General features: G+C 71.8%; 11 protein-coding genes. 6 read left to right on the top strand and 5 right to left on the bottom strand.

Annotated features, from left to right (window positions below):
• Positions 1 to 5 precede the first annotated feature (5 nt).
• Genes AC4OXY_RS07935 through AC4OXY_RS07920 form a run of 4 tightly spaced genes read right to left on the bottom strand, consistent with a single transcriptional unit; the run spans position 6 to position 7,049 of the window.
• Positions 6 to 833, bottom strand: a complete 828-nt coding sequence (locus AC4OXY_RS07935) for a class I SAM-dependent methyltransferase (RefSeq protein ID WP_491993544.1) — start codon at positions 831 to 833, stop codon at positions 6 to 8.
• A 41-nt stretch (positions 834 to 874) separates the two neighbouring features.
• On the bottom strand, positions 875 to 2,122 hold the full coding sequence (locus tag AC4OXY_RS07930; protein ID WP_491993543.1) for a cytochrome P450: 1,248 nt from the start codon (positions 2,120 to 2,122) through the stop codon (positions 875 to 877).
• Positions 2,123 to 2,161: 39 nt separating this feature from the next.
• Positions 2,162 to 5,440, bottom strand: a complete 3,279-nt coding sequence (locus tag AC4OXY_RS07925; protein WP_491993542.1) for a ferritin-like domain-containing protein — start codon at positions 5,438 to 5,440, stop codon at positions 2,162 to 2,164.
• A 58-nt stretch (positions 5,441 to 5,498) separates the two neighbouring features.
• Entirely contained in the window at positions 5,499 to 7,049 is a 1,551-nt protein-coding gene (locus tag AC4OXY_RS07920) for a flavin monoamine oxidase family protein (protein WP_491993541.1), read from the bottom strand.
• A 358-nt stretch (positions 7,050 to 7,407) separates the two neighbouring features.
• On the opposite strand from AC4OXY_RS07920, the gene AC4OXY_RS07915 reads away from it, so the two are divergent.
• The 4 genes from AC4OXY_RS07915 to rfbB are packed head-to-tail and all read left to right on the top strand — an operon-like array spanning position 7,408 to position 11,992.
• Entirely contained in the window at positions 7,408 to 8,715 is a 1,308-nt protein-coding gene (locus AC4OXY_RS07915) for a glycosyltransferase (RefSeq protein WP_491993540.1), read from the top strand.
• Positions 8,712 to 9,938 carry a cytochrome P450 gene (locus AC4OXY_RS07910; protein ID WP_362820052.1) on the top strand — a complete coding sequence of 409 codons (1,227 nt, stop codon included), beginning with the start codon at positions 8,712 to 8,714 and terminating at the stop codon, positions 9,936 to 9,938. Before AC4OXY_RS07915 ends, AC4OXY_RS07910 begins: the two co-directional genes overlap by 4 nt.
• Before the next feature lie 48 nt (positions 9,939 to 9,986).
• On the top strand, positions 9,987 to 11,051 hold the full coding sequence (locus AC4OXY_RS07905; RefSeq protein ID WP_362820114.1) for a glucose-1-phosphate thymidylyltransferase: 1,065 nt from the start codon (positions 9,987 to 9,989) through the stop codon (positions 11,049 to 11,051).
• Complete coding sequence (gene rfbB, locus AC4OXY_RS07900; protein ID WP_491993539.1) at positions 11,048 to 11,992, top strand: dTDP-glucose 4,6-dehydratase; 945 nt, start codon at positions 11,048 to 11,050, stop codon at positions 11,990 to 11,992. The genes AC4OXY_RS07905 and rfbB overlap by 4 nt, the downstream gene beginning before the upstream one ends.
• Before the next feature lie 9 nt (positions 11,993 to 12,001).
• Here rfbB and AC4OXY_RS07895 read toward each other — a convergent pair whose 3' ends face one another.
• Complete coding sequence (locus AC4OXY_RS07895) at positions 12,002 to 14,836, bottom strand: LuxR C-terminal-related transcriptional regulator (protein ID WP_491993538.1); 2,835 nt, start codon at positions 14,834 to 14,836, stop codon at positions 12,002 to 12,004.
• Positions 14,837 to 15,110: 274 nt separating this feature from the next.
• On the opposite strand from AC4OXY_RS07895, the gene AC4OXY_RS07890 reads away from it, so the two are divergent.
• Positions 15,111 to 15,521 carry a VOC family protein gene (locus AC4OXY_RS07890; protein ID WP_356031800.1) on the top strand — a complete coding sequence of 137 codons (411 nt, stop codon included), beginning with the start codon at positions 15,111 to 15,113 and terminating at the stop codon, positions 15,519 to 15,521.
• Positions 15,522 to 15,668: 147 nt separating this feature from the next.
• A complete protein-coding gene (locus tag AC4OXY_RS07885; RefSeq protein ID WP_491993537.1) occupies positions 15,669 to 16,892 on the top strand; it encodes an alginate lyase family protein in 1,224 nt (407 codons plus the stop codon).
• The last annotated feature ends 16 nt before the right edge of the window (positions 16,893 to 16,908 follow it).

The following is a 16,908-nucleotide window of genomic DNA, read 5'->3' as shown; positions in this document are numbered from 1 at the left end:
GCGGGTCAGAGCCGCTGCGCGGTGATCAGGAGGTAACCGGCGTGCGGGTGCTTCCCGAACGCCTCCAGCAGGTCCGCCGCGGCGCCGATCCGTGCGGCGGCGGGCTCGGCGAGCATCGCGGCGATGTCCCGGAAAGCGGCCGCACCGTGTCCGTAACTCGCCCGGACCTGTTCGCCGATGTCCGTCAGCTCCAGCAACTGCCATCCGGATTCGGCCAGTTGTGCCCGCTGCTCGTCGGGCGTGCTGATCCTGGCGATCTCGTACACGTCCAGCATGCCGTCCAGTACGGCCTGGTCGTCGCCGGTGAACGGCAGCCGTCGGCACAGGTCGGCGACCACGAGCCGGCCGCCGGGGCGGACGACCCGGTGGAGCTCCGTCAGGGCGGCCGTCTGGTCGGGCATGTGCAGCAGCGACTCGATCGCGAAGGCGCCGTCGAAGAAGGCGTCCTCGAACGGGAGCTTCATGGCGTCCGCGAGCTGGAAGGAGACCCGGCCGCAGGCCTCGGAACCCGCCGCCGACTCCGTCGCCTGGACGACCTGTTGGCTGCTGACGGTGACACCGGTCACCCGCACCTCGTGCGCCGACGCGATGCGCAGGGCCGGGACGCCGTTGCCGCAGCCCACGTCGAGAAGCCGCTGCCCCGGCCGCGGGGCGAGACGGCCTGCCACGAGGTCGGTGAGCTGGTGGGTGGCCTCGACGACGGAGATGTCCTGGCCGTCCTTCCAGTAGCCCACATGGATGTTGCCGCCCAGGGCGTTCGTGGTGCCCGCGTCGGCGAACGCGTCGTACGTCTCGCCCACGGACTCGGGGCTGGTGTCGGTCTGCTCGGGCACGGTTGCCTTCCTTTCGTCGGGTGTCGGTTCGGCGCCGCGGGTCACGGCAGGCTCAGGACCAGCCGCCTCGGGCCGTGGAACACCATGTCGTCGGCGTAGTCGACCTGCTGACCGCCGCGGCTCAGCCCGGGCACGCCGTCCAGCAGCGTCCGCAGGCCGATCTCGGCCTCGGCGCGGGCCAGCGTCGCGCCGAGGCAGTAGTGGATGCCGAGCCCGAAGCCCACATGCCGGTCGGCGCTCCGGTGCACGTCCAGCACGTCGGGGTGCGCGAAGCGCGCCGGGTCGCGGTTCGCCGAGCCCAGCAGGGCCACCACCCGGCTGCCGCGCGGCACCTCGTGCTCCCCGAACCGGGTGTCCTCGTACGCCCACCGGGTCACGGCCTGCACCGGCGAGTCGTAGCGCATCAGCTCCTCGACCGCCCCCGGCGTCAACTCGGGCCGGGCGCGCAGCTCGTCGAGCACCCGCGGATGCGCCCGGAGCGACAGCACCGCCTTCGCGAGGAAGTTGGTGGTGGTCTCGTGTCCGGCGGTGAGCAGGTGGACACACGTACCCACGATCCCGTCCACGCTCAGCGGGGCGCCGGACTCCCGGGCCCGGACGAGGAGCGTGAGCAGATCCCCGCGGTCCTCCCCGCTCCGCCGCTCCACCTCCCGCCGGAAGTAGCGGGCGAACTCCCGGGCGGCCGCCTGGGCCCGGACATAACCGTCCGCCCCGCCTCCCGCTCTGCTGCTGCTCGCCTCCTGGAGCGCCACGGCGTTGGCCCGCAGCCAGCTCTGGTGCTCCGGCGGGATGCCGAGCAGTTCGGAGATGACGAGGATGGGGAACGGCGCCGCGAAGGCCTCGACCAGATCGGTCGGCTGCCGCGACCCCAGTCGTTCCAGCAGATCCTGTGCGATCCGTGTGACGCGGGGCCGCAGACCGGCGACGACCGAGGGCGAGAACTCCGCGGTGAGCAGGGAGCGCAACCGGGTGTGGCGCGGCGGGTCGAGGAACACCAGCCAGTTCTCGACGAGCGTCCGCAGCACCCGGTACTCGGCGGGAATCGGGACGGACGCCGCGGACGCGTCGCCGGACGCCACCCGCGCGCTCCGGCCGAAGAGCCGGCTCGTCAGCACCCGGACGCAGTCGTCGTAGGAGAAGACGTAGAAGGTGTCCGGCCGGTCCGTGCCCGAGGGGCGCCGATGGACGGGCGCGCTCTCCCGGTAGCGCCGGTACACCGGGTACGGGTGGGCTATGTCCTTGCTGTCCCAGCCCTGGAGGTCGAACCGCGGCAGCGTGGGGGAGGGCATGCGGTCTCCTTCGGTCGGCGGTGCGGTCGCGTGTGGCGGCTAGGGGCGTGGCCGGAAGCGATCAGCCCAGAACGTGCTCAACTCGCCTATTTGTGAGGGAACTTGGGGGCACTTGCCGCATGCCACGGTGAGGTGGTCCAGGCGCAGCGCGATGCCGCGCCGTGCCACGTCCGGGCGGGACACCGGGGCCGGCTGCCCGTCCAGTTCGAACGACGGACCGGCGGTCCTGCCCCGGCGCCCCGACGGCAGCGTCACCAGCAGCTCCGCCAAGGGGCGCATCATGCCGGCCATCACGTCGATCGCCGCGTTCATCAGGTCGGACCGCCGCAGGCTCCCGTCCGGGCGCTCGCCGAAGTGCTGGGCCATGAGCTGCAAGGCCATGAAGTACGAGCGGTTGAACAGCCGCATGACCGACCGGGCGTCGGGGTCCGTGACGGTCTCCATGGCCGGGTTTCCCTCCGCGAGCGTCGGGTTCCGCACGACGGGATGGGCCGGGTCCCAGCGTCCGCCGCCCGGGTGGGCCGTGCCCTGAGCTGCGGACAGCAGATCGGCGATCCGCAGGAACGAGGCGTGGTGCGACTCCTCGCCCGCGTCGGTCCCGAAGCCGAGGACACCTCCCTCGCCCTGCTCGGTGATGATGTCGATCGCGAACAACGCGCTGGAGAGGTCGTCGACCTCCAACTGGTAGTCCGGGTGGTGCCGGTTGACGGATTCGCGCAGGAACAGGTGGTGCTCCCCGCCTCCCCTGCCCTTCGCCACGAGGAAGAGATCCGGAACGCGTTCCAGGCCCTCCCGGATGTCGGCGTACAGCTCGCTCAGCGAGGCGTAGGGGGTGGGGCGGTCGGCGTCGTACGGCGCGGGAGCCGGCGCCGTGTCGCCGCGCCGCACCTCGCCGACGAGGCCGTCGGGGCGCTCGATCAGCGCGAACCGCTCGACGCTGCCCGGGGTCAGGCGTTCGAGACAGAGGTCGAGCGGGACCGGGAGTTCGTGGTTGAGGGTGGCGAAGTCGATCCGGGGCACGTGGAACGGCTCGCCCAGCGCGGTGATGATGTTGTTGACGAGGAGGAAGTGGATCATCTCCTCGCGGGCGACGGTCACGAGCATGCCCCGGACGCCCTCGTCGGTGGTCCGGCCGCCGTCGCCGCAGGCGAGCCGGAGCTGCTCGTCCGTCCACCGGCCCCGCCGCACGTACTCCAGACCGGTGCCGTGCGTGGGTACCGAGTAGGCGGCGTACAAGTACTGGAGCATGACGGCCAGTTCGAGCGTGGCGGCCTCGCGGAGCAGGTGGAGGAGCCGGCCCCGGGTGGTGACGCCCGCCCTGGCGCGGCGGGCCACGGGCACGGTGAGAGGGACCGCGTCCGGCACCTGCCGGGCCCGCAGGTACGTCAGCAGAAGCCGTGCCTTGGGCTCGGACAGGTCCCGGGTCGGCGGCATGTAGTAGGTCTTCGCCTTGTTGCGCGGGTCGCACATCTGCCAGATCAGCTTCGCGTACGTCTCCACCCGGCACCGGTCCGCGAGGCTGAAGACCTCCGCCTTCATGAACGAGTAGAGGTGTTCGTAGAACGCGAAGACCTCCTGGTACACCAGCTCGAAGGTCGCCTCGTCCTCGGTGGTGCCGGCCAGCCGCCAGTCGTCGGGGAGCACGCGTACGGACATATGGCCCGCGCCGGACCAGTAGCCGAGCGCGTCGTCCGCGTCGTGACCGAGGGCCGCCGATCCGGGCAGGTCCGGGTCGCACGGCAGGTCCTCGGCGCCGGCCGACAGGAGGACCCGGGCGGTGCCGGCCGCCGCGCCCCGCAGGGTGAACCAGCCGTGGCCCGTGTGGTCGGTGTCCAGGACGCACATGCTCGACCAGGGGCCGGACTCGTCCCGCCGGCCCGCGCGCAGCCGGACGATGTCGAGGTCGCGGCAGCGTGCCTCGGGGGAGCGGGCGACCGGATGGCGGGGCAGGGCCCGGGGGTTGAAGAACTGCCGTACCCCGATCCCGCCGACCGCGTGCGGCCGGCCGCGCACGAAGGACCGCACGAGCACCTCGACGTCGTGCTCCGCGTCGTCCGGATTCCGGGGGTGCTCCAGGAAGAGGCAGGCGTCGTCGACCTGGATGTTGACCTCCTTCTCGCGCAGGTGCACCACCGGAGCGCCGGCGCCGGTGCCGACCAGGCACAGCGCCTCGTCGGCCGCGGCGTGCGCCGGTATCTCGCCGGGGACCGTCACCAGGCCGCCGGCCAGCGCGTACCGCGCACCGAGGTAGGCCCGCCGGGGCACCCGCGCCACCAGCCGGTCGCTGTCCGCCGTGCGCAGCTCCAGGTCGCCGACGTCGAGCGGCGCGGGTGCGGCGGAGGGCGCCGCGGCGCGGGCGGGCAGCGCGGTGATCATGTTGAGGGTGACCTGCCGGTCCGTCAGCTCGACCGTCAGGTTGTGCAGGGGACTCGGGGCCCGGCCGAATGCGCGGCGGGCCGGGACGAGCAGGCGGCCGGCCGGATAGGTGCGCGGCTCGTACGGGCGCCAGGGCGCCACCGTCCCCCGCAGCAGCCACCGGCTCGGCTGGTCGGGAGCCTCGGGCGGGGACAGATGGCTGAGCGCGAACTGCACCACCAGCCCGCCGGTCTCCTCGGCGGTCACGACCGCGCGCAGCCGCCGTACGGCCGGGGACACGGTCGCCTCGTCGAGCCAGATCAGTTCCTCGTCCTCGGGCACCACGAACTGGTGGACCACGGACCGGCGCAGCCGGCCGGCCAGGACGTGCTCGCCGACGCCGCTGACATGCCCGGCGTTGTGCCATCTCGGGGGTTGGAAACCGCGGACGGCGCCGGTGACCATGGAGCCGACGTCGTGGGAGCGGCCGTCGCGCCCGAAGCAGAACCGGCCGACCATGAGCGTCGTCGTCCGGTCGGACGCCGGATCGACGTCGAAGACACGGGCTCGGTTGACCGTGGTGGCGAGGTACTCGTTGTAGTGGCCCCACATGTCGACCGTGCGACCGACCACCGGGTCGGTGGTGTCGAGGTCGCCCGCGACGGTCTCGACAGCGGCGACGCGGGCGTCGATCGAGAAGTGCCCGTTGCCCGCGAAGTCCACGCCCTTCGCCGCGCTGAACGGCCCGGCCGGGTCCGGGCGGCCCGTGGCGTCGAACCGCGGCCCCAGCCGGTCCAGATGGGCGTGGTACTCGGCGGGCGGACGGTGCGCCGGGAAGGGCCGCCCGTCGCCGGTGAGAGCGGTGTTCGTCGCCAGATCGACGAGACCGCTCCCGGCGCCGGTGGGCAGGCGGGTCGTCGCCACTCCGCGGAAGTGCAGCCGTGGCAGGTCGAAGACGCTCATGCGCGCACCCTCCCTTCCGCATCGTGAACGGGCCTGTGAGCAAGGCGGCTTGGGACGTTCACGCCGACTCCTCCGAGCGGCTCGGCCGAGAGGCGGCGAACACACGGCTGGCCCGCGGCTCGTACCACTCGATCTCGTGGGCGGCGTCGATCGCCGACTCGATGGCGCCCTCGATCCACGCGGGCTTGGACGAGCAGTGCTCGCCGGCGAAGAAGAGCCCCTTCTGCGGCCGGGCGGCCTCACGGCGCTCCGCCTCGCGGACGGCGGCCGCCTGGCCCCAGCGGACCGTCGCCGCTCCCCTGGACCAGTGGTGTGTGCCCCAGGCCCGGGCGGCCACGCCCAGCACCATGCCCGGTTCGCGCAACTCGGGGTGCATCACGCCCAGTTCGCGGGCGACGACCGCGTTGCGCTCCGCCTCGCCCAGCCGGGCGAGCGCCTCGGCGTCCGGGCCGATGGTGTAGCTCGCGAGCAGCACCGCGCCGAGCGCCGGATCGCCGTCGACGGGTGGGTAGTAGGTCTGCCGCACATGCCCGCCGGTGAAGGAGGCTCCCCCGCTGATCCCGTCCTTCTCCCAGAAGGCCTCCCGGCAGTGGAAGGCTATCTTCGTCCCCGCCCAGTACTTGGTCTGCCGGATGATGTCGAGCTTCTCCCGGTCGAAGCCGCTCAGTTGCATCCCCCGCAGCACCGTGAACGGAATGGTGCACACCACGTAGTCGCAGATCCTGGTGAGGGTGCCGGTGCCCTGGCGGATGCGCAGAATCACCGCGTCGTCGCGGACGTCGATGCCGGTGACCTCCAGGCCGGTCGAGATCCGGCCCCGGACGCGCGCGGCGAGCCGGCGGGGGAGTACGTCCATGCCACTCCGCAGCCGCACGATGGTGGAGCTCGTCTCGTCCAGCACGTCGTCGAGAAAACGCTCCAGGTGCGGCGGGCAGAACGTACGCACCTCGGGATGGTCGGCGAAGAAGGCGTGCAGGTCGACGCGGTTCCTCGTGCTGCCGCACCGATAGGGCGTGAGGTCGATGTGGTCGACGCGGTTCAGCAGTTCCACACCCATTTCGGTGCCCAGCGCACGGTAGAACGCGCGCGGGGCCACGGCCCGCAGACTCGCGTCCAGCCAGGCGCCGAACAGCAGGGTGTTCTCCCGGTAATCACGGCTCGGCAGCCCGGCGGCGAACTCGTCGACCAGCGACTCACGCGCGTCCCGCACCCGAAGATATCCGGCAGAGACAGGCAGATATGCGGCCTCGTCGGAGAACAGTGTCTGGAACTCGGAAACCTGCTTCTGCAAACCCAGTTCGGCGATGTAGTGCATGGTCAGCCGGTGCCCGGCCGGGATCCGCATCGCACCCAGCTCGGCGAGCGGCCCGCCCGGACCGCCGGCGGAAATCCGGCCGCCGCCCGGGACCTGGGCGTCGCCGGAAAAGCGATGGGTGTGAATACGGCCGCCGATCTCCTCACTGCCCTCGATGATCTGGACGCGATGTCCGAGTCGCTCCAATTCATAGGCCGCCACCAGACCGGAGATGCCGGCGCCGATGACAGTGATGTTCTTCGGCCCGCCGATGGCACCGTCCGGTCCGGCAACCTCCTGCAAGGGTCTCGTCACAGGTTTCCTCTCCAGTGCGCGATGTCCTGGCCCGGAAGCATGTCCTGGATGAATCCGGTGCCTTTCCCTGTTCCGGAACGGCCATGCCGGGAATTTCTCAACGGCCATTGTTTGCGGGGTGGTAGCGCTCCCATATCCCCCAACGGGCCCCGCACCCGGATGGTTTGACAGGGCCGCGCCCACCCACTCGGGGCGGCGGGGCACCCGTCACCCCGCGCGATCGCGCGGGGTTTGCCCCGCACCGCAGTAGAGCGCGCGAGGCAGGGGAAAACTGGCGGGCGTCGCCGGACGGCCGGACCCACGGGAGGCCCGGCCGTCCGGCGGGCACGGTGACACACCCCCCACGGAGGCGACGTCGATGCGCGTGTTGATCGCTACCACCCCGGCACCAGGACACGTCGTCGGCATTCTTGAGGTCGCCCGCGAACTGGCCCGGCGCGGCCACGAGGTGCGCTGGTACACCGGGCGGACCTTCCAAGGACAGGTCGAGCAGGCCGGGGCCCGCTTCGAACCCATGAGAGCGGAGCTGGACTTCAGCGGAAAGAGCCGGGAGGAGGCCTACCCCGGGCACGCCGGACTGACCGGCACGGCCAGCTTCAAGACCGGCGTCCGGGACATCTTCTACCGGACCGCGCCGGCCCAGATGGACGACCTGCTGGCGGTCCTCGAACGGTTCCCGGCCGACTGCCTGCTCTCCGACGACATGTGCTACGGCGCCTGCTTCGCCAGTGAGCACACCGGGATCCCGCTGGCCTGGCTGAGCAACTCCGTCTACATCCTGGGCAGTCGGGACACCGCCCCGCTCGGCCGCGGACTGCTGCCGAGCGCGTCACCGGTCGGCCGGGCGCGCAACGCACTGCTCAGGTTCGTCGGCGACCACGTGGTGATGCGGGACATGCGCAAGGAGGCCGACCGGACCCGGGACCGGGTGAAGCTGCCCCGGCTGCGCACAGGTGCCATGGAGAACATCGCCCGCCCGCCGGCCCTCTATCTCCTCGGCACCGTACGGTCCTTCGAGTTCCCCCGCAGCGACCTGCACCCCGGCACCCATTTCGTGGGCGGCCTGCTCGGACTGCCCCCGGAGCACTTCGACCCGCCCGGCTGGTGGGCGGAACTGCACGACAAGCGGCCGGTGGTGCTGGTCACCCAGGGCACCACGGCCAACGACGTCGACCGGCTGCTCGTGCCCACCCTGCGCGCACTGGCCGGCCAGGACCTCCTGGTCGTGGTCACCACCGGCAGCACCGTGGACCGCGGCCGGCTCGGTCCGCTGCCGGACAACGTCCGCCTGGAACGCTTCGTGCCCTACCACCACCTGCTCCCGCACGTGGACGTGATGGTCAGCAACGGCGGCTACAACGGCATCAACGCGGCCCTCGCCCACGGCGTCCCGCTCGTCGTCGTGCCGGGCTCGGAGGAGAAGCCCGACGTCGCGGCGCGGGTCAAGTGGGCCGGGGCCGGGGTGGTGCTCGGCCGGCGGGCCGTTTCCGAAGCCGGCCTGCGCGAGGCCGTGACCACCGTACTGAACGACGACCGCTACCGGCGCCGGGCCCGTGAACTGGCCGAGGAGTACCGCGGCTGCGACGCCCCGCGCGGGGCCGCCGACCTTGTCGAGTCCCTGGCCGGTTCCGCGGGCCAGGTTCCCACCGGAGGAGTCACACGTTGAACACCACGACGAAAGCGGGCCTGAAAGAGGCCCCCGAGACCAACATGCCCGTGGACCCGGGCCCCTTCGACTGCATGCCGGAGCTGCTGGCCGCCGCGAAGGTGGCACCGGTCGTCCGCATCCCCTACCTCGGCAGGCACGCCTGGGTGGTGTGCGACCCGGAACTGGTGAAGGTCGCGCTGACCCACCCCCAGATGGGCAAGGACGTCACCCTGGTCCCCGACTTCATGCGCCGGCCCGGCCTGATGGTGGGATCCCAGCCGGACCCGGACTACGCCCGCGCCATGATCATGAGCGACGGCGAGAACCACGCCCGGATCCGGCGGATGCACGCACCGGTGCTGAGCCCGCGCAACACCGAGAGGTGGGGCGAGCGGGTCGCCGTCAAGGTCGACGGCTTCCTCGACGAACTGGAGCGGTCCGCCCCCGGGACCGACGCCGAGATCAACGTCGTCACGGACTACACGCACCGGATCCCGCTGGCCTTCATCTCCGAGATGCTCGGCCTGCCGCCGCAGGCCCAGCGTCAGCTGCGCGGCATCACCGACATCATGCTCTACTCCTCGGACTACCCGGCACGCAAAGAGGCGGTCGGGGCGCTGTACGGGGCGGTCGAGGGCTGGGTGCGCGACCCGGAGCCGCTGGACGAGGGCGTCATCACCGGCCTGCTGGCCTCCTCCGGCGGCACGGACGCGGCGGTCACCGAGGGCGAGGTCATCGTCTGGACGCTGGGAATGATCATCACCGGCTACGAGACGACCGGGAGCCTCATCTCGGCCTCGCTGTACGAGGCGCTGCGCCGGCCTCCCGAGGAGCGGCCCCGTACCGAGGACGAGATCAGGGCGTGGGTCGAGGAGACCCTCCGGGTGCACCCGCCGTTCCCGCACCCCACCTGGCGCTTCCCCCTCACCGACATCGACCTCGGCGGCTATCTGATCCCCAAGGGCGCGCCCGTGCAGGTCAGCATCGCGGCGGCCAACCGCGAACCGGACGAGGGGGCCGACTGCTTCGAGCGGGACCGGCAGGGCAAGGGGCACCTCAGCTTCGGCCTCGGCATGCACTACTGCATCGGCGCTCCGCTGGTCCGCCTGGAGGCGAAGATCGCGGTGGGCGGCTTCCTGCGGCGCTTCCCGCGGGCGCGGCTGAGCACCACCACGGCCGTCGAGTGGGAGTCGGAGTGGATGATCCGCCGGCTGAGCGTCCTGCCCGCGACGCTGTTGTGAGGAAGCTGCTCCGAAGACGACGGGATGCCCACAGGTGACGGGATGTCGATGAAAGCGCTCGTGCTCGCCGGCGGGTCCGGCCGCCGGCTCCGGCCGATCACACACACCTCGGCCAAACAGCTCGTACCGGTCGCGAACAAACCGGTCCTCTTCTACGGTCTCGAATCGATCGCCGCGACGGGGATCCGGGACGTCGGCATCGTCGTCGGCGACACGGCCGCCGAGATCGAGTCCGCGGTCGGCGACGGCTCGCGCTTCGGCCTCGACGTAACCTACCTGCCGCAGGAGGCACCGCTGGGCCTGGCCCACGCGGTGCGCACCGCCCGGGACTATCTCGGCGACGACGACTTCGTGATGTACCTCGGCGACAACTTCATCGTCGGCGGCATCAGCGCGATCGTGGACCGCTTCCGGGCGAGCCGCCCGGACGCCCAGATCATGCTGACCCGGGTGTCGGACCCACGCGCCTTCGGCGTGGTCGAACTGGACGGGCACGGCCGGGCCGTCCGGCTGGAGGAGAAGCCGGAGCAGCCGAGGAGCGACCTCGCGCTGGTCGGCGTCTACCTGTTCACACCCCGCGTGCACGACGCGGTGTCCGTGCTCAAGCCGTCGTGGCGGGGCGAGCTGGAGATCACCGACGCCCTCCAGGAGCTGATCGACTCGGGCTGCCGGGTGGACTCCACCGTCGTCTCCGGATACTGGAAGGACACCGGCAACGTCGACGACATGCTGGAGGTCAACCGCCTCGTCCTCGACGGCGTCACGGCCGACTGTGCCGGTGAGGTCCACTCCAGCGAACTGATCGGCCGGGTGGTGATCGAGCGGGGCGCGACCGTCACCGGGTCACGGATCGTCGGCCCGGCGGTGGTGGGGGCCGGAGCGCGGATACGTGACTCCTACGTCGGGCCGTTCACCTCCATCGACCGGGACTGCGCGGTGGTCGACAGCGAGGTCGAGTACTCCATCGTGCTGCGCGGGGCGTCCATCGTCGGGGTGCGGCGCGTCGAACGCTCGCTGATCGGACGCGAGGTCGAGGTCACCTCGACACCCCGGATCCTCAGGGCCCACCGCCTCGTCCTCGGTGACCACAGCACGGTGCGGGTCGCGTCATGAGGATCCTCGTGACCGGCGGCGCCGGCTTCATCGGCTCGCACTTCGTGCGCAGCCACGCCGACGAGGCCGAGCTGACCGTGCTCGACAAGCTGACGTACGCCGGGAACCCGGCGAACCTGGCGCCGGTCCGCGGCCGTTGCACCTTCGTCCACGGCGACATCTGCGACCCCGAACTGCTCGCCGAGGTGGTGCCCGGCCACGACCTCGTCGTCAACTTCGCCGCCGAGTCGCACGTCGACCGCTCCATCGCCGACGCCGACGCCTTCGTCCGCAGCAACGTCCTGGGCGTCCAGACCCTCATGCGGGCCTGCCTCGACGCGGGCACCCCGAGGATCGTCCAGGTCTCCACCGACGAGGTGTACGGCAGCATCGAGACCGGCTCCTGGGACGAGACGGCCCCGCTCGGCCCCAACTCCCCGTACGCCGCCGCCAAAGCGGGCGGTGACCTGATAGCGCTCGCCTACGCACGCACCCACGGACTGCCGGTCAGCATCACCCGCTGCGGCAACAACTACGGCCCCTACCAGTACCCCGAGAAGGTCGTCCCGCTGTTCGTCACCCGCCTGCTCGACGGCCTGGACGTCCCGCTGTACGGCGACGGCGGCAACGTCCGTGACTGGCTCCACGTCGACGACCACTGCCGGGCCGTACGGCTGGTCGCCGAGCGCGGCGAGCCCGGCGAGGTCTACCACATCGCCGGGACCGCCGAGCTGACCAACCTCGAACTGACCGCCCGGCTGCTCGACGCGCTCGACGCCGACTGGCCGCGCGTCGCGCGGGTGCCGGACCGCAAGGGCCATGACCGCCGCTACTCCCTGGCCGACGGCAAGCTGCGGGCCCTCGGCTACGCACCCCGGATCGAGTTCGAGCGGGGCCTGGCCGAGACCGTCGACTGGTACGCCACGCACCGCGCGTGGTGGGAACCGCTCAGGGAGCCCTGACCGGGCGCGCTACTCCTTGAACTGGACCAGGGCCGTACGGGAGCGGATCCCCAACTTGCGGTAGATCTGCCGGAGATGGAAGCCCACCGTGTGCGGGGAGACGAACAGGTGGCGCGCGGCCTGCCGGTTGGTGAGGCCGCCGGCCACCAGTTCCGCCACCTTCCGTTCCGTGTCGGTGAGGCTCTCCCAGCCGGACACCGGGCGCTTCGCCTGGGTCCAGTGGCGGCGCCGGACCCCGAGCCGGCGCAGCCCGGCCCGCACCCGCGCGGCGTCCCGCTCGCCGCCGAGGCCGCCGTACGCGCCCATCGCCCGGTTCAGCTCGCCGATCGCACGCTCGTGGTCACCGCGATCGAGCAGCACGCCCGCGTGGTCCTCGGCCGCCGCGGCGCGCGCCCACGGATTGCGGTGCAGCCGAGCCGCCCGGGCCAGGGCCTCCGCGTCACCTTCGGCGAGAGCGCGCGCATGGGTGGCCGCGGCGACCACCGAGGGCACCCGCGGATTGTGGGCGCGCAGGTACTCCGTCGTCTCGACCACCGTCCGCGCCAGCTCCGGCAGGTCCGCCGCCAGCGCACAGCGCACGCACCACGCCGCGGCACCCGAGTCCTCCAGCACGAGTTCGCGGAACGCGCCGGGATGCGTCCCGATCTCGGCCAGGACGTCCGCGGCCACCGTGGAGTCCGCCTGCGCCTCGGCCACCTGCGCGTTCAACAGCAGGCGTGCGGCCCACCAGGGGCTGTGCGGATGCTGCGGGAAGTCCTTCTCCAGCGTCGCGATGTGCCCCTGGGCCTGGGCGAGTTCCCCGCGGCGCAGCGCGGCGTCCGCCAGCACCAGCCAGGCCTGCGGGGCGAGCATCGGCACACTCGGGCCGTCCAGGCTCACACCGGCCTTCGCCGCCGCCTCGGCCTCGTCCAGCCGGCCCTGGGCGAGGTGCAACGGCGCCCGGAGCACCGCCGGGAGGGTGGCGGCCAGCGTCCGCGCGCCCGGGACGACCGTCCGGGCGAAGGACTCGACGACGGCCGTGGCCTCCTCGTACTCGTCGATCCTGGTGAGGGTGAAGGCGAGGAACCAGCGCGGATCGAGGAACGGTACGTCCTCGCCTCCCTGGTCGAGCGCGGCGGCCTGGCGCAGTATCGCCACCGCGTCGGCCACATGGCCCTCACGCCACTGTGTGAAGGCCTGGAAGGTCATCGCACCGATCTGCACGGCCCACGCGTGCCGGTCGGGCGCGCTGAGGATGTTCCGGGCCCGTTGGGCCGCGGTGCTGTCGCCGTTCAGATAGGAGGCGGCGAGATGGGTGAGCACGGCGTCCCGGAGCTGGAGGCCGCCCCGCTGCACCGCGAGCGCGTCGCGGGCGGCCTGGTACGCCAGCGGTGCGTTGCCCAGCAGAAGCAGCGCGGCGGACATGGACGCCCGCAACGAGGCGATGTCGGCGGTGAGTTCGGCCGGCAGCGGAACGGAGAGGCGGGCCGCCTCGTCGATCGTGTCCTTGGCCAGGGCGATGGCCCGGTCCAGGCTGCCCGCCCTGGTGAACGCGTCGACCGCGGTCTTCGCGAGGCGGACGCGCCCGGCCTGGCCGGGAGGCAGCAGCTCCATGCCGCGGGTCGCGAGCGAGGCGGCGAGCGAGGGATCGGTGGCCAGCAGCCGCTGGGATCCCTCGGCGATGATGCGCAGCGCCTCCGCGTTGCCGGGCTGGGCGACGTGCACCAACTGGAGCGCGGCGCGCTCGATGCCGCCCGGTCGCGACAGCAGCATCTCCGCCGCCTGCCGGCGCAGCAGCGCGCACAGGGGCGGCGGCACGGAGTCGAGCAGGACCCGCCAGACGGGCTCGCTGCGGAACGCCAGATCGCGCTCGCCGCAGACGAGGAGCCCCCGGTCGACCGCTTCGTCCACCGCCGCCAGCAGGCCCACCGGCGCCTCGCCGAGCAGGGCCGACAGATCCTCCGGAGCGAACGGCGAACCGAGCACGGCCGCCAGTCTGAGCGCTCTCGTCGTGACCTCGGAGAGCGACCTGAGATCCTTCTGGACCAGGGCGGAGAAGCGCTTGGGCACCGGTGCCGGCAGACACACGTCGGACCCGCCGCGGGCGCCGCCCGTCGCCGCGGGCTGCAATCGTGAAGTGCCGTCGACCACACATAAGTCACCGTCCTCCACGAGGCCGCGCACCAGCTCGATCACCGCCCGGGGAGTGTCGTTGACACTCTCCGCCAGGGCGAGGAGCCCCGCGTCGGGGGCGGCTCCTGCGCAGTCGGCGACCAGCAGGCTCAGCGCGTCGCCCGAGAGCGGGCCCAGCTGCCGCAGGTGCTCCATCGGGAGCCTGCCGCGCAGCCTGCCGAGGCAGCCCGGCGCCGACTCGTAGGGCGTGGCGCGGCTGTCCGGGGTGAAGGCGAGCAGCCAGAGGATCGGCCGGCCGCCGAGGCCCGCGACGAGGTCGCACAGCACCGCCAGGTCGGGGAGGTTCGCCAGATGCAGATCGTCGAGCGTGACGACGGTGCGGACCGGCTCCGTCCTGTTGCGCAGCAGCGCCCGTGCGGCCTCGATGGCGATGGAGGCCCGCTGGGTGTGGAACCCGTCCTCGACCGTGCGGGACAGGGGCGGCGGGTGCGGAGCCGCCCTGGAGACGGTGTCGGAAGCGCGGGGGACGCCGTCGACGACCGAGAAGCCCATCGCACCGGCGAGCGCGGCGGCCTCGACGAGCAGCCGGGTCTTGCCCGCGCCCGGTGCCCCTTCCACCAGCAGGATCCTGCTCCGCCGGGTGTCCGTCACGGTGTGCAGACGGGCACCGATCTGTGCCAGCTGTGCTTCCCGCCCGCGCACCTGCGGCAGTGGTTGTGCAGTGGGCCCCATGACGCTCCATGTCCGATTTTGAAGGGACGCAGACTAGTACGTACCCGGCTGCCCGCGCGGTGCACACGGGCGCGAGGACCGGAGGGGAGGTGCGGAGGGCTCACTGGTACACAGGTGGTGAACGCGTGGCGCGCGGTCGCTCCGTCAGCGCCGCCCCGGGAGGACGTCCCGCGCGGCCGAGTGCCCACAAGGTGACGAATCATCAGATAGGGCGCGGCGCCCGGATAGCATGGCCGCCTGCCGGACACCTCACAACGCCGAAGGAGCGAGCGGCATGGAGTTCGCGTCGTCGCAGAAGATCACCACGTTCTTGATGTTCGAGGGTGACGCCGAGGAGGCGATGACCTTCTACGTCTCGCTCTTCGACGACGCCGAGGTCGTGCACCTCACCCGCTACGGTTCCGGCGGTCCCGGCAAGGAGGGGAGCGTGCGGCACGCGACGTTCTCGCTCGCCGGTCAGCAGTTCATGTGCATCGACAGCCCCGCACGGCACGACTTCACCTTCACCCCCTCGGTGTCGCTCTTCGTGCAGTGCGACAACGACGCCGAGATCGACCGTCTCTTCACGGCCCTCGCTGAGAACGGCACCGAGCTGATGCCGCTGGGTGAGTACGGCTTCAGCCCCAAGTTCGGCTGGGTGAACGACCGGTTCGGCGTCTCCTGGCAGCTCAACCTGCCCGCCTGAACCGGGGGGCAGTCCTGTTCCAGGCAGGCGGACGTCGAACGCCCCGCGGATTCCCGCCCCTTGACGACCGTCTGGTCCGTACCTATGGTCGTCGGTCAGCGCAAAGTTCAAGCTGCCGCCTGCTGTTCACATATGAGGACGGGTCTCATGCAGGACACCCCCATACCCGCTCGACGTCGCCGCACGTCCAGGCGCCCCACCCTCGCACTTGCCGCAGCCGCCGCCCTGCTGACCGCCGGACTGCTCTCCTGGCCCGGCGCCCAGCGGGCACAGGCCGCCCCCACCGCCTTCGCGCACCCCGGCGTCACCGTCTCGCGCGCCCAACTCGACTTCGCGCGCGCCAAGGTGCTCGCCGGCGCCCAGCCCTGGAAGGGCGCGTACGACCAGATGACGGCGAGCCCGTACGCGAGCCTCAGCCGCACGGCCAAGCCCCGCGCCGTCGTCGAGTGCGGTCCCTACTCCAACCCCGACTACGGCTGCACGGACGAGCGCGAGGACGCCATCGCCGCGTACACCGACGCGCTCGCCTGGTACGTCACCCGGGACGACCGGTACGCGAAGAAGGCGATCGAGCTGATGGACGCCTGGTCCGCCACGCTCACGGACCACACCAACAGCAACGCGCCCCTGCAGACGGCCTGGGCCGGCGCCTCCTGGGCCAAGGCCGCCGAGCTGATCAAGTACACGTACACCGGGACCTGGGCCGACTCCGGCCGCTTCGCCACCCTGCTGCGCACCGTCTACCTGCCCAAGATCATCAACGGCTCCAATTCCAACGGCAATTGGGAGCTGACGATGATGGAGGCCGCCGTCGGCATCTCGGTCTTCCTGGAGGACAAGGCGTCCTACGACTCGGCCATGGCCCGGTTCCGCACCCGCACCGCGGCCTATGTGTACCTCTCCTCCGACGGTGCCCTGCCGAAGACCGTGCCGAGCCAGAACCTGAACACCCGTGACAAGATCGTCTCGTACTGGCAGGGCCAGTCCACCTTCGTGACCGGACTGACCCAGGAGACCTGCCGCGACTTCACCCACACCGGATACGGCATCTCGGCCATCTCGCACGTCGCCGAGACCAGCCGCATCCAGGGGCAGGACCTCTACGGCACCGACGTCGGCGAACGGCTGCGGCAGGCGCTCGGCTTCCAGTCCAGGTACGAGCTCGGCGCCGCCGTCCCGAGCTGGCTGTGCGGCGGATCCCTCAAGCTCGGCCTCGGTCCCGTCACCGAGGTCGGCTACAACGCCCTGCACAACCGCCTGGGCATCGCCATGACCAACACCCAGACGCTGACCGAGCGGAACCGCCCCGCCGGCACCGACAACCTCTTCGTGGCCTGGGAGACCCTCACCGACGGCGACAACCCCAACTGATGTGACAGGACGGCCG

Source organism: Streptomyces sp. HUAS MG56, from assembly GCF_058673395.1.
The sequence above is the reverse complement of the archived record's forward strand: the minus strand, read 5'-3'. Positions and strand labels throughout refer to the sequence as shown.

Bases quoted from the DNA above. Each gene is read 5' to 3' on its own strand.
- AC4OXY_RS07930 (WP_491993543.1), bottom strand. From the start codon at position 2,122: ATGCCCTCCCCCACGCTGCCGCGGTTCGACCTCCAGGGCTGGGACAGC.
- AC4OXY_RS07925 (WP_491993542.1), bottom strand. From the start codon at position 5,440: ATGAGCGTCTTCGACCTGCCACGGCTGCACTTCCGCGGAGTGGCGACG.
- AC4OXY_RS07915 (WP_491993540.1), top strand. From the start codon at position 7,408: ATGCGCGTGTTGATCGCTACCACCCCGGCACCAGGACACGTCGTCGGC.
- AC4OXY_RS07905 (WP_362820114.1), top strand. From the start codon at position 9,987: ATGAAAGCGCTCGTGCTCGCCGGCGGGTCCGGCCGCCGGCTCCGGCCG.
- rfbB (WP_491993539.1), top strand. From the start codon at position 11,048: ATGAGGATCCTCGTGACCGGCGGCGCCGGCTTCATCGGCTCGCACTTC.
- AC4OXY_RS07895 (WP_491993538.1), bottom strand. From the start codon at position 14,836: ATGGGGCCCACTGCACAACCACTGCCGCAGGTGCGCGGGCGGGAAGCA.
- AC4OXY_RS07890 (WP_356031800.1), top strand. From the start codon at position 15,111: ATGGAGTTCGCGTCGTCGCAGAAGATCACCACGTTCTTGATGTTCGAG.
- AC4OXY_RS07885 (WP_491993537.1), top strand. From the start codon at position 15,669: ATGCAGGACACCCCCATACCCGCTCGACGTCGCCGCACGTCCAGGCGC.